Consider the following 12,611-nt stretch of genomic DNA (forward strand, 5'->3'; position numbering starts at 1 on the left):
CTCAGAAGATGTCGCCGAGTGCTTCATCGCTGGCCGCGGAGAAGTTCTCTTCATGCATTTGCTGATAGTCGTTCCAGGCCTGCGCATCCCAGATCTCGAGGTAGTCGACAGCGCCGATCACCACGCAATCCTTGGTCAGGCCGGCGTAGCGGCGGTGGTCGGACGAGAGCGTGATGCGGCCCTGTCCGTCGGGGTGCTGCTCGTCGGTGCCGGCGGCGAGGTTGCGCAGGAACGCCCGCGCCTCCGGGTTGCTCCGGGGCGCCTTGCTCGCCCGGCGCGCCAACTGCTCGAACTCCGCCCGCGGGTAGACGGCGAGGCTGTGGTCCTGGCTCTTGGTGACCATCAACCCCCCTGCCAGAGCGTCGCGAAATTTGGCCGGCAGCGTGAGCCGCCCCTTGTCGTCGAGCTTGGGCGTGTAGGTGCCGAGAAACACTGCGGCACCTCCAACTTGCTTCTCACCCAAACACTTCGGCCACCATACCCCACAACCCCCCACTTCGCCCCATAAATGCCCCCTCCGCGCGTCCCGGTGTGGCGTTTCCCCACCACGGCACCGGTGGACGGTGCCCAGGGGGGTCCTGTGGGAACCACGGTGGTGAGTGAAAAGCCATGCCAGAAGCCATATTCGGCGCCGTGGGGCCAGGGTGGGGCGCGGTGGGGAGGAATGGACACAACTGCGCTACAAGTGGGGCACGAGATGGCTTCACCCGGCGTGGATGGCGTGTCGGCGCGGCCAGGTCTGCCACCGTGGCAACTGCCCATCGCACAAACAAAACGAACAAACAAAAACGGGGCAGCCGTTGGGCTACCCCGTTACGACGCTGTCGCGTCGACTACTCGTCGAAGCGGCGCCGGAACCTGTCCTCCATGCGACTGGTGAACGAGCCACCCGCTCCCTTTGAGCGACGCTGCCGCGATGAACCGGCCGCCGGTCCCCCGTGGTCCGGCCTGCCGGACAACCGCCGACCGGTGACCGCGTACACCACGCCGCCGAACATCACGATGAAGCCGAACACACTGAGGATCGGAAAGCTGCCGATCATCGTGGCCTTGAACGCCACCCCGGAAACCAGCATGCCCAGTCCCACGACGAACAACGCCATGCCCTGCAGACGGCGGCGCGCGGTCGGCGCCCGGAAACCCCCGCCGCGCACACTTGACGCGAACTTGGGATCCTCGGCATAGAGAGCGCTCTCGATCTGATCGAGCATTCGCTGCTCATGATCGGAGAGTGGCATTCGTCCCTCCTTGCCGACACACTGTCACGTAACCACCGGTAGCACGCGCCTGCCCTTGTTAGAGCAATTAACCACAATGATACGAGGTCAATCTGCGCCGTACCACTGGTTCGCAGGCGATTCTATCCCGGCTGCGACAGTGTGACGTGATCGGCCACAGCACGAGGATGATGCAACCGGTCGCCTGGCCGTCCCGCGCCCAGTCGTGGCTTCCCGAACGGTGCGTCCGATACTGGAACCACCCACAGCTCATCCGCAGACGATGAAAAGGACACCGCACGTTGGCGACATTCCTCATCGATTTGCCGGCCAAGGAGATGGAGCGCCGCCTCGGCGACGCTCTGAGTGTCTATGTCGATGCGATGCGTTATCCCAGAGGCACGGAGAGCCAGCGGGCCGGCATGTGGCTGGAGCACACCCGGCGGCGGGGGTGGAAGGCGGTCGCGGCCGTCGAGGTCGCCGACGACGCGGCCACCGCCGGTTCGGAGACCGAGCTGCGTTCCGCGCCACTCGTCGGCATCGCCTACGGCTATCCCGGAGCACCCGGTCAGTGGTGGCAACAGCAGGTCGTCCTGGGACTGCAACGCAGCGGTTTTCCGCCGCAGGCGATCGATCGGCTGATGAACAGTTACTTCGAACTGACCGAGCTGCACATCCACCCCCGCGCTCAGGGGCGTGGCCTCGGCGAGGCGCTGGCCCGGCGCTTGCTCGCGGGCCGCGACGAGAACAACGTTCTGCTGTCCACTCCGGAGAACAACGGCGAGGCCAACCGCGCCTGGCGCCTCTACCGGCGGTTGGGTTTCACCGACGTGATCCGCAGCTACTACTTCGCCGGAGATCCGCGGCCTTTCGCGATTCTGGGCCGCGCTCTGCCCCTGTAACCGGGCGGCTCGCCCATGCGGGGCACCGGGTCTGGCACGATGACCTGGTGCGAGCCAGCTCTCCCCCGCTTCCAGCCCGCGGATTTACTGCCCGGCGGCGCCGCGTGCTGGCCATTGTGATGCTGCTGATGTTGGTGCCGCTGGCCACCGGCTGCCTGCGCGTGCGCGCGTCTCTGACGATCTCGCCCGACGATCAGGTGTCCGGCGAGATCATCGCCGCCGCAAAACCGAAGAACAACAAGGACACCGGGCCGCAGCTCGATACGAACCTGCCGTTCAGCCAGAAGGTTGCCGTCTCCAACTACGACAGCGACGGCTACGTCGGATCCCAGGCCGTCTTCTCCGATCTGACGTTCGCCGAGTTGCCGCAGCTGGCCCACATGAATCCCGACGCCGCCGGGGTGAACCTGTCACTGCGCCGCAACGGCAACCTGGTGATCCTGGAAGGCCGGGCCGACCTGACCTCGCTGACCGACGCCGAGGCCGACGTCGAGTTGACCGTCGCCTTCCCCGGCACCGTCACCTCGACCAACGGCGACCGCATCGAACCCGAAGTGGTGCAGTGGAAGCTGAAGCCAGGCGTGGTCAGCACTATGACCGCGCAGGCCCGCTACACCGATCCCAACACCCGGTCGTTCACCGGCGCGGGCATCTGGCTCGGCATCGCCTCGTTCGCGGCAGCCGGCGTGGTGGCGTTGCTGGCCTGGATCAGCCGGGACCGCTCACCCCGGTTCACCGCCTCGGGCGATAAGACGAGTTCCATTTAATCGCGATCGCAAGAGCGGCGTAGCCGGTCGCTGCGGGTCGCGACATTGGCTAAGCCCGGTCGGGCGCCCAGTAGGAAAGCATTTCGGCGAACGTCTCGAACGCGGGACCGGAAACGCCGTAGGTGGCCTCGAAGTGGATGCTGAGCGGAAAACCGAGTTCGGCCACCCCGTCGACCACCCGTTTGTACAGGTCCACCAGCATCCGGCGCTTCTGCTCGGGTTCGCTGCCGGCCAACTGCTTGACGAACTCCTGCTCGCCGGTCACCGCTTCGTTGCCGGGGTCCTGAATCAGCCAGTTGATCAGGCCGACGCGGGTCTCCATCTTGGGCACGAAACCGAATGACAGCAGGATTTCCGGCCGGTGATCGGTTTCCCGGGCGAAGTCGGTCAAGAAGCCGACGATCGCGTCGGAATACAGCAACTGGGTCATGCCGTAAGTGGCGCCCTGGTTGCATTTGAAGTTGAGTCGGCCCTGTTCCCCGTCCCGGGTGGGGATCACGATCACTCCGCGGTTGGTCACCGCGTCGCGGTAGATCGACAGCGCGTCGGTCGGCGCGACGCCGGAGCCCTCGCCGTCGTTCATGGTGCGCGGCACGCCGACGAACACCACTCCCTCCATGCCGGCGTCGGTCAGCTCGGCCAGGCGCTTGCCCAGGGATGCTTCGTCCATGAAAGCGGTGACCTGAGTGCACAGGCCGCGCATCCCGGGAAGCTGTGGCCTGATGATCGACCAGAAGTCCAGGACGTCCATCTTGGGCTTCATCGGCACCGGGCGGTCGTCGTCCTCGGCGATCATGCCGGGGATCATGACGTGCCGGATGCGGCCGTCGAGGCCCGACTCTGCCGAGTACCGCACCACTTTCTGCGCGTCTTCTGCCGCCTTCTCCCGACCCCCGTCGACGTTCGGCGGCACCAGCTCCAGCGCGATGGTGTTGAGCGTCACTCGGCTCCTCTCTTCCTCCAACGAGTCCCCCGACTCCCCGTGCCGGGCCACCACGACAGCATAGGGGCGGCCGGTGCGGCCACCTCAGCGCATATGGGGCGGCCACCTCAGCGCTGGGGGCTGCCGGCGGGCCACCGGCATCCGGGCGGCATACACTGTCGGGCCAGAAGCACGCCGAGCAGAAAGGGGCACCTCCGGTGAGCCTGGAAGCATCGGCAACCGTCGAGGTGGCCGGCGCCATCACCGAACAACTGCGCCGCTACGTGCAGGACCGTCGCAACGAATCCGCCTTCCTCGGGGCCGACTACGGGACGTTGACCGCTTGGCTCGAAGACTTCGCCCTCAGCGGCGGCAAACGGATGCGGCCGGTGTTCGCCTACTGGGGTTGGGACGCGGTCAGCACCGAGGCACCCGATGCGGACACGCTGCTGCTGTTCGCCGCGCTGGAGCTGCTGCACGCGTTCGCGCTGATCCACGACGACGTCATCGACGCCTCCGCGACGCGTCGCGGCAGGCCGACCGCTCACATGCATTTCGCGGCCCTGCACCGCGACCGCGACTGGCGCGGCGCGTCGGAGCAATTCGGGTTGTCCGCGGCAATCCTGCTCGGTGACATCGCGCACGCCTGGGCGAACGACGTCATCTCCCGCGCCAGTTTGTGCCCGGCGGCCCGGCAACGCGTCGAGCGCGTCTGGTCGGACATCCGGACCGAGGTGCTGGGCGGCCAGTTCCTCGACATCGTCGCGGAGGCTTCGACGCCGGCCTCGGCCGCCGAGTCGGTGGCATCGGCCATGACCGTCGCCACCTACAAGACCGCCTCGTACACCGTCTCCCGGCCACTGCAACTGGGAGCGGCCGCCGCCGCCGACCGGCCCGACGTGATGGCCGCCTTCAAACAGTTCGGGACCGACCTCGGGGTGGCGTTCCAGCTCCGTGACGACGTGCTGGGCGTGTTCGGCGACCCCGCAGTGACGGGCAAACCGTCCGGCGACGACCTGCGCTCCGGCAAGCGCACCGTGCTGCTGGCCGAAGCCACCCAGCTGGCCGACGAGTCAGACCCGTTGGCGGCCAACCTGTTACGCACCTCGGTCGGAACCGAATTGACCGACGACCAGGTGCGTGAACTGCGCACGGTGATCGAGGATCTGGGCGCGCTGGCCGCGGCGGAGAACCGCATCACCGATCTCACCCAGCGCGCGTTGGCAACGCTGTCCGCGGCGCCGATCAGCGCCACGGCCAAAGCCGGATTGTCCGAACTGGCCCGCCTGGCCACCGATCGGACCGCCTGAACCATGACAGACGCGACCGCCGCCGCACCGAAACAAAGCTACCGGCAACGTCTTTCGCGATTGCGGACGTTCGCCACCGCCGCCGAGGGTGCACCCGCGCGGCTCGGTTTCCTCGGGTCGGTGCTCATCACCGCCGGCGGCCTGGGCGCCGGCAGCACCCGTCAGCACGATCCCCTGCTGGAGTCGATCCACCTGTCCTGGTTGCGTTTTGGGCACGGGCTGGTGCTGTCCTCGATCCTGCTGTGGATCGGCGTCGGCCTGATGCTGATCGCCTGGCTGCGGCTGGGCCGGCAGTGCCTGGCGGGTGCGGCCTCCGAGTTCACCATGCGGGCCACCACCGCGTTCTGGCTGGCGCCGCTGCTGTTGTCGGTGCCGGTGTTCAGTCGCGACACCTACTCCTACCTCGCGCAGGGCGCGTTGTTGCGCGACGGCCTGGACCCCTATGCGGTCGGGCCGGTCGGTAACCCCAATTCGCTGCTGGACGACGTCTCCCCCATCTGGACCATCACCACCGCCCCCTACGGTCCGGCGTTCATCCTGATCGCCAAGCTGGTCACGATTATCGTCGGCAACAACGTCGTCGCCGGCACCATGCTGCTGCGGCTGTGCATGCTGCCCGGACTGGCGCTGTTGATCTGGGCCGCTCCCCGACTGGCGCATCACGTTGGCACCGACGGCGCCAAGGCGCTGTGGATCTGCGTGCTCAACCCGTTGGTGCTCATCCACCTGATGGGCGGGGTGCACAACGAGATGCTGATGGTGGGTCTGATGGCCGCCGGTATCGCGCTGACTCTGCAACGTCATCATGTCGCTGGGATCACGCTGCTCACCATCGCGATCGCGGTCAAAGCGACCGCGGGGTTGGCGCTGCCGTTCCTGTGCTGGGTCTGGATGCGTCATCTTCGGGAGGATCGCGGCTGGCGACCCGTCCGCGCGTTCCTGGCGGCCGTGCTGGCATCCTCGGTGATCTGTGTCGTCGGGTTCGCGGTGCTGTCACTGGTGGCCGGGGTCGGGCTGGGCTGGCTGACCGCGTTGGCCGGGTCGGTGAAAATCATCAACTGGCTGACCATCCCGACGGCCGCGGCCAACATCATCCACGCCGCCACCAGCGGTTTCTTCGCGGTGCAGTTCTACACCGTGCTGCGGATCGCCCGGTTGGTCGGAATCCTGGTCATCCTGGTGTCGCTGCCGGTGCTGTGGTGGCGATTCCGCCGCGACGACCGGGACGCCCTGCTGGGCATCTTCGGCGTGATGCTGGTGGTCGTGCTGTTCGTGCCTGCCGCGCTGCCGTGGTACTACTCCTGGCCGCTGGCGGTGTTGGCCCCGCTGGCCCAGTCTCGTCGGGCGATGGCGGTGATCGCGGGATTCTCGACATGGATCATGGTGATCTTCAAACCCGACGGGTCCCACGGCATGTACTCCTGGCTGCATGTGGGGCTCGCGACCGCATTCGCGGCAGTGGCCTGGTATTCGCTCTACAAGGAACCGGAGCCGAGCGAGGAACAGGTCGCCGTCAGTACGCCCTGATCAGTCCTGATCAGTACGCCATCGCCTGGGCGCGGCGGACCACCTCGCGGGCCTGGTGGGCGTGCAGCGCGTCGACCGGGCGGGCGTTGTTCAACGCATCGCGGGAGCCGTCGCGGGTCACGGTCAGCGACGGGTCCGGGGTGAACAGCCAGCGCATGATCTCGGTCTCGTGGTAGCCGCCGTCGTGCAGGATCGTCAACAAGCCCGGCAGGCTCTTGACCACCTGGCCGGTGTTGGTGAAGAACACCTGCGGCACCACCACGCCGCCGTCGCGGCGCACCGCGGCCAGGTGTCCTTCCCGGAGCTGCTGCAGGACCTTGCTCACCGATATGCCGAGCAGTTCGGCGACCCGGGACAGGTCGTAGATTGGCTCATCGGGATCCAGAACATCGTCGCCGGCCGGGATGCTGCCCACGAGGTCAGTCTAGAACTTGCCGGGCGGCCAAGTGTGCGCGTTCTGCCATCGAATTGCGCTGTCCACCTACCCGCCCACCTACGATGGCCCACGTGGTTGGAGGGGACCGGTTGGAGAACACCGTGCTGGATGGCCGGTATCTGGTGCAGGCGAAGATCGCCAGCGGTGGCACCTCAACCGTCTATCGGGGTTTGGACACGCGGCTGGACCGCCCCGTCGCCTTGAAGGTGATGGACTCCCGCTACGCCGGCGACCAGCAGTTCCTGCACCGATTCCAGCTCGAGGCGCGCACGGTCGCCCGGCTGAAGAATCCGGGCCTGGTCGCGGTCTACGACCAGGGGCAGGACGGCAGGCACCCATTTCTGGTGATGGAGCTGATGGAGGGCGGCACCTTGCGCGAGCTGCTGTCCGAGCGGGGCCCGATGCCGCCGTACGCGGTCGCGGCGGTGCTGCGCCCGGTGCTGGGCGGACTGGCCGCCGCGCACCGGGCCGGGCTGGTCCACCGCGACGTGAAGCCGGAGAACGTGCTGATCTCTGACGACGGCGAGGTCAAGATCGCCGACTTCGGGCTGGTTCGTGCCGTCGCGGCAGCCGGAATCACATCCAGCAGTGTCATCCTGGGCACCGCGGCCTATCTGTCGCCGGAGCAGGTCCGCGACGGCAACGCCGGTCCCCGCGGCGATGTCTATTCCACCGGGATCCTCACTTACGAGTTGCTGACCGGGGAGACACCGTTCAGCGGCGATACCGCGTTGTCGGTCGCCTATCAGCGGCTGGACAACGATGTGCCACCGCCCAGCGCGGTAATTGACGGCGTACCAACACAATTCGATGAGTTCGTGGCATGTGCGACCGCTCGTGACCCGGCGCAGCGCTACGCCGACGCGATCGAGATGGCCGCTGATCTGGAGTCGATTGTCGAGGAGCTGGGATTGCCGGACTTCCGGGTCCCGGCGCCGCGCAACTCAGCGCAGCACCGCGCGCTCGAGCACAGCCGCATGACCGAGCGTCCGGCCAAGAATCCGGCGCCCAACCCGACCCGTCAGTTCGCCCGCGAGCCCGCGGAATCGCCCCCCGCGGCTCCGGCGCAACCCTTCCAGGAACCCGACGTCTTCGACGAACCCGACGTCTTCGACGACGAGGCCGAGTTCGAACCCGATTCCGGGGAATTCGCCGGTATCCCGATGGACGAATTCCTCTGGGAGCGCCAACGCCGCCGTCGCATGGTGCTGATCTGGGTGGCCGTGGTGCTGACGCTGACCGGGTTGGTCGCGTCCGCGGCCTGGACGATCGGCGTCCACCTGAGCACGCTGCTCTAGTCGCGCTCCGCTGGTCTGGTAGCGCTAGTCGCGCAGCATCTCCGCGACCAGGAAGGCCAGCTCCAGCGACTGCTGGGTGTTCAGCCGCGGATCGCACGCCGTCTCGTAACGGCCCCCCAGATCGGTGTCCGAAATGTCCTGTGCCCCACCAAGACATTCCGTGACGTTCTCGCCGGTGATCTCGACGTGGATCCCGCCCGGGTGGGTGCCCAGCGCGCGGTGCACCTCGAAGAAGCCCTGCACCTCATCCACGATCCGGTCGAAGTGCCGGGTCTTGTATCCGGTCGACGACTCGTGGGTGTTGCCGTGCATGGGGTCGCACTGCCAGATCACCTGGTGGCCGGCGGCCTGAACCTTCTCGATGATCGGCGGCAGCACGTCGCGCACCTTGTTGTTCCCCAGCCTGCTCACCAGGGTCAGTCGGCCCGGCTTGTTGTGCGGGTCAAGGCGTTCCACGTATTCCACGGCCAGCTCGGGGGTCATGGTCGGGCCGATCTTGACGCCGATCGGGTTGGCGATCACCTCGGCGAACGCCAGGTGGGCGCCGTCGAGCTGACGGGTCCGCTCGCCGATCCAGACGGTGTGCGCCGACAGGTCGTAGAGCTGCGGCTCGCCGTCCTCCACGTCGGACAGCCGCAGCATCGAGCGCTCGTAGTCGAGTACCAGCGCCTCGTGGCTGGCGTAGATCTCGGCGGTCTGCAGGTTACGGTCGGCGACCCCGCAGGCGCTCATGAACCGCAGGGCCCGGTCGATCTCGGAGGCCAGCGCCTCGTACCGCGCGCCGGCCGGGGAGGTGCGCACGAACTCGCGGTTCCAGTCGTGCGCCAGGTGCAGCGAGGAGAACCCCGACGAGGTCAGCGCCCGCACCAGGTTCATCGCGGCGCTGGCGTTGGCGTAGGCCCGCACCAGCCGGGACGGGTCGTGGGCGCGGACGGCGGCGTCGGCAGCGAAGCCGTTGATCATGTCGCCGCGGTAGGACTTCAGGCCCAGCGCGTCGATGTCGGCCGAGCGGGGCTTGGCGTACTGGCCGGCGATCCGGGCCACCTTCACCACCGGCATGCTGGCGCCGTAAGTGAGCACCACGGCCATCTGGAGCAGGGTGCGGATGTTGCCGCGGATATGCGGCTCGGTGTTGTCGGTGAACGTCTCCGCGCAGTCGCCGCCCTGCAGCAGGAACGCCTCACCCCTGGCCACCTGCGCGAGCTGTTCCTGCAGCCGCACGATCTCCGACGGCACCGTCACCGGTGGCACGCTCTCGAGCACCTTGCGCATAGCCGCCGCTTGGTCGGCGTCCCAGCTGGGCTGCTGGGCGGCCGGCTTGGCCAGCGCCGCGTCCAGCTGCGCCCGCAGGTCGGCAGGCAGCGGCGGCAGCGGCGGCAGCTGGTCGATCGGAATGTCGACGGTCCAGTTCATCGGTCCATGGTAACTGTGGCCGTTGATCGCTGATCAGGGCGAACGACGCTGGCCCGCTTCGTCTACCGAGGAGATTATCTGGAAGCGGCGCAGTTGATCCCGGGCGTCGACCAGCGCGTCGTGCGCATCCGGAGACCTGGGTGGCAACCGCGGAGATCCCCGGTCCTCCCAGAGTTGGCGCAGCTCCCGGGTGAATCGAGGGATCGCCTTGGGCAGATTGGGCATCGTTCCCCACAGCTGACACAGGACCACGTGGTCGTAGGCACCCAGCCAGGCCCACAGTTCGATCGGCTCTGAGCTGTTGACGCCCAGGAATTGCTCCAGGTCGGCGCGGATCCGCCGCCGCGAGCGCCACAGCTGCGACGACGGCGACGGCAGCTTCGGCAGCACGTGATTTCGCACCCAGTTGCCGGCCCGTCCGGGGTCGAACTCGGAAGACACCGCGTAGTACTCCCGGCCGTCTTCGGCGACCACGCCTATCGAGATCAGCTCGATGGTGCGGCCGTCCTCGATGAATTCGGTGTCGTAGAAGTACCGCACCGCCGCAGCTTAGTTCGCCTCAGTTGCGCGAGCGGCCCCTTGGCTACCCGCTGATCAGGATGGGGCCGGTGTCCGGCGGCGGCGCCGGGTGCACCTCGAGATCCAGTTGTGCGTCGACAACGCGCTCGTCGGGCAGCCGCGGAGTTCCGGCGATCGCGCCCTGCAGCCACAGTTTGGCCTGCACCACCGGGCGCCGCCACCTGCGTTCGCGCGCCAGCGCGCGCCGCATCTTCGCCGGCCTGGCGGTGTAGCGCCAGCGTGCCCACGGGGCGTGCGGACGGGACAGCCGGACCGCCCCGATGATGAGCAACACCACAATGAACATGCCGAGTAATCCGGTCCACACCTTGCCCTTGAGCAGCACGATCACCGCCAGCGGCAGGGTGACCACCAGCGCCGACGCCAGCGTGCTCTGCAGCGTCAGCCAGTCACCGTCGTAGCGGATGGGCAGCACGAACATCAACGGGTGCAGACCCAGCATCAACAGCCCGGCCACCGCGATCGCGGCGAACACGGCATCCACCGAGCTGCGGCCGTCTTCCTCCCAGTACACGTCGGACAGGTGCAGGATCAGCGCGTACTCATCCAGCACCAACGCCGCGCCGACACCGAAAAGCACTGCCGCGAGAGTGAGTTGGGGTTCCTGGCCGTTGACCGCCAGCGTCACCAGGGTCAACCCGGACAGCATCACCAGCACCACCCCGAACGCCACGTGGTGAATGTGCACGGTTCCGACGTGGATATTGCGCGGCTGCCACCACCGCGCCGGCCGCTCTCGATCGGCCCGGTGCCGGATGAAGCGCACACAGGACCGGGTGACGAAGAAGGTCAAAATGAAGGCCACCAGACAACACAGCAGCGGCAGGTGACCGCGATCGACGATGTCGTGCTGGAACCAGTGGTGCACTTAGAAAAAGCTACGCCGGACCGACGCGCCGCACCGGCAAGCCGCGCTGCGCGGGTAGGACAAGCCGAAATAACGATTAGGCTGTGCTCGACATGAGTAAATGGCGGTCGCCCGGAGTGGGCAGTCGACTCGGGCGGGTTTCGCTATGGTGCCTGCTCTGGCTGCTGGCCGCCCTCGCTCTGGCCAACACGTGCTGGCAGCTGTTCGGCCACATTCCCTACCGCATCGACATCGACGTGTATCAAATGGGTGGGCAGGCCTGGCTGGACGGGCGCCCGCTCTATACCGGCAACGTGATGTTCCACACACCGATCGTCGATCTGCCGTTCACCTATCCCCCGCTGGCGGCCATCACGTTCAGCCCGTTCGCCTGGATGGGCATGCCCGTCGCCAGCGTCGTGATCACGGCACTGACCCTGGTGGTCCTGTTGGTGTCGACGACGATCGTGCTGAGCCGCCTCGACGTGTGGGCCGAGTCGACGCTGCTGCCCGGTCCGGCCTGGCTGCGTCGCGTGTGGTTGGCCGTCGTGATCGTCGCGCCGGCGTCGATCTGGCTGGAACCGATCGCCTCGAACTTCGCCTTCGGCCAGATCAACGCCATCCTGATGACGTTGGTGATCGCCGACTGCTTCCCGCGGCGCACACCCTGGCCGCGCGGCCTGCTGCTCGGGTTGGGAATCGCGCTGAAGCTCACCCCCGCGGTCTTCCTGCTGTACTTCCTGCTGCGCCGCGACAAGCGGGCCGCGCTGACGTCGCTGGCGTCGTTCGCGGGCGCGACCTTGCTGGGCTTCGTGCTCGCCTGGAAAGACTCGTGCGAGTACTGGACCGAAACGCTGCACCACACCGACCGCATCGGTGAGGCGGCGCTGAACACCGACCAGAACATCGCGGGCTCGCTGGCCCGGTTGGGGCTCGATCAACACGAGCGCTTCCCGCTGTGGGTGCTCGCGTGTCTGCTGGTGCTCGGCCTGACGATCTGGGCGATGCGCCGGGTGCTCAAGGCCGGCGAGCCGACGCTGGCGGTGATCTGCGTCGCGCTGTTCGGCCTGGTGGTTTCCCCGGTGTCGTGGTCGCACCACTGGGTGTGGATGCTGCCCGCGGTGCTGGTGACCGGAATCCTGGCCTGGCGCCGCCGCAACATCGCGCTGGGCGTGGTCAGCGTCGCGGGCCTGGCCTTGATGCACTGGTCGCCGATTGACCTGCTACCCAAGCACCACGAGACCACGGCGAACTGGTGGCGCCAGTTAGTCGGGATGTCCTATGTCTGGTGGGCCCTGGCCGTCATCGTCGTCGCCGGCGTCACGGTCACCGCTGCGATCGCACCGACGCGCCCGACTCCGCGCGAGCGCACGCCGGTCCCGGCGGCCTAACG

At 67.4% G+C, this 12,611-nt stretch carries 13 protein-coding genes; 6 read left to right on the plus strand and 7 right to left on the minus strand.

The window, feature by feature from the left end:
• Position 1: 1 nt before the first annotated feature.
• A complete protein-coding gene (gene mraZ / locus C0J29_RS18085) occupies positions 2 to 433 on the minus strand; it encodes a division/cell wall cluster transcriptional repressor MraZ (protein ID WP_065045089.1) in 432 nt (143 codons plus the stop codon).
• A 400-nt stretch (positions 434 to 833) separates the two neighbouring features.
• Entirely contained in the window at positions 834 to 1,238 is a 405-nt protein-coding gene (locus tag C0J29_RS18090) for a DUF3040 domain-containing protein (RefSeq protein WP_065045088.1), read from the minus strand.
• A 281-nt stretch (positions 1,239 to 1,519) separates the two neighbouring features.
• Between C0J29_RS18090 and C0J29_RS18095 the strand changes: the two genes are divergently transcribed.
• Both C0J29_RS18095 and lppM read left to right on the plus strand, forming a co-directional pair.
• Positions 1,520 to 2,119: a GNAT family N-acetyltransferase gene (locus C0J29_RS18095; protein WP_065045087.1), complete on the plus strand. Its 600-nt coding sequence runs from the start codon at positions 1,520 to 1,522 to the stop codon at positions 2,117 to 2,119.
• Positions 2,120 to 2,238: 119 nt separating this feature from the next.
• Positions 2,239 to 2,886, plus strand: a complete 648-nt coding sequence (lppM, locus tag C0J29_RS18100; RefSeq protein ID WP_120794806.1) for a lipoprotein LppM — start codon at positions 2,239 to 2,241, stop codon at positions 2,884 to 2,886.
• 49 nt (positions 2,887 to 2,935) lie between these two features.
• Here lppM and C0J29_RS18105 read toward each other — a convergent pair whose 3' ends face one another.
• Positions 2,936 to 3,829, minus strand: coding sequence for a mycobacterial-type methylenetetrahydrofolate reductase (locus tag C0J29_RS18105; protein WP_065161519.1), 894 nt, complete (start codon positions 3,827 to 3,829; stop codon positions 2,936 to 2,938).
• Between the two features lie 227 nt (positions 3,830 to 4,056).
• Here C0J29_RS18105 and idsA2 point away from each other — a divergent pair, with 227 nt between their 5' ends.
• Both idsA2 and C0J29_RS18115 read left to right on the plus strand, forming a co-directional pair.
• A complete protein-coding gene (gene idsA2 / locus C0J29_RS18110; RefSeq protein WP_174814904.1) occupies positions 4,057 to 5,118 on the plus strand; it encodes a bifunctional (2E,6E)-farnesyl/geranyl diphosphate synthase in 1,062 nt (353 codons plus the stop codon).
• 3 nt (positions 5,119 to 5,121) lie between these two features.
• Positions 5,122 to 6,645, plus strand: coding sequence for an alpha-(1->6)-mannopyranosyltransferase A (locus C0J29_RS18115; RefSeq protein ID WP_120793124.1), 1,524 nt, complete (start codon positions 5,122 to 5,124; stop codon positions 6,643 to 6,645).
• A gap of 10 nt (positions 6,646 to 6,655) precedes the next feature.
• On the opposite strand, the gene C0J29_RS18120 is transcribed toward C0J29_RS18115, so the two are convergent.
• Positions 6,656 to 7,060: an Rv2175c family DNA-binding protein gene (locus C0J29_RS18120; RefSeq protein WP_065045084.1), complete on the minus strand. Its 405-nt coding sequence runs from the start codon at positions 7,058 to 7,060 to the stop codon at positions 6,656 to 6,658.
• An 83-nt stretch (positions 7,061 to 7,143) separates the two neighbouring features.
• On the opposite strand from C0J29_RS18120, the gene C0J29_RS18125 reads away from it, so the two are divergent.
• Positions 7,144 to 8,379 carry a protein kinase domain-containing protein gene (locus C0J29_RS18125; RefSeq protein ID WP_120793125.1) on the plus strand — a complete coding sequence of 412 codons (1,236 nt, stop codon included), beginning with the start codon at positions 7,144 to 7,146 and terminating at the stop codon, positions 8,377 to 8,379.
• Positions 8,380 to 8,403: 24 nt separating this feature from the next.
• Here the strand turns inward: C0J29_RS18125 and C0J29_RS18130 are convergent, their stop codons facing one another.
• Genes C0J29_RS18130 through C0J29_RS18140 form a run of 3 tightly spaced genes read right to left on the minus strand, consistent with a single transcriptional unit; the run spans position 8,404 to position 11,239 of the window.
• A complete protein-coding gene (locus tag C0J29_RS18130) occupies positions 8,404 to 9,792 on the minus strand; it encodes a class II 3-deoxy-7-phosphoheptulonate synthase (RefSeq protein WP_065045083.1) in 1,389 nt (462 codons plus the stop codon).
• Positions 9,793 to 9,825: 33 nt separating this feature from the next.
• Positions 9,826 to 10,332 (minus strand): polyadenylate-specific 3'-exoribonuclease AS, encoded by a 507-nt coding sequence (locus C0J29_RS18135; protein WP_120793126.1) that lies wholly within the window; start codon positions 10,330 to 10,332, stop codon positions 9,826 to 9,828.
• A 43-nt stretch (positions 10,333 to 10,375) separates the two neighbouring features.
• Entirely contained in the window at positions 10,376 to 11,239 is an 864-nt protein-coding gene (locus C0J29_RS18140; RefSeq protein ID WP_065161522.1) for a hypothetical protein, read from the minus strand.
• Between the two features lie 92 nt (positions 11,240 to 11,331).
• Here C0J29_RS18140 and C0J29_RS18145 point away from each other — a divergent pair, with 92 nt between their 5' ends.
• Positions 11,332 to 12,609 (plus strand): glycosyltransferase 87 family protein, encoded by a 1,278-nt coding sequence (locus tag C0J29_RS18145; RefSeq protein ID WP_120794808.1) that lies wholly within the window; start codon positions 11,332 to 11,334, stop codon positions 12,607 to 12,609.
• The last annotated feature ends 2 nt before the right edge of the window (positions 12,610 to 12,611 follow it).

Origin of the sequence: Mycobacterium paragordonae, from assembly GCF_003614435.1 — a bacterium.
GTDB lineage: Bacteria > Actinomycetota > Actinomycetes > Mycobacteriales > Mycobacteriaceae > Mycobacterium > Mycobacterium paragordonae.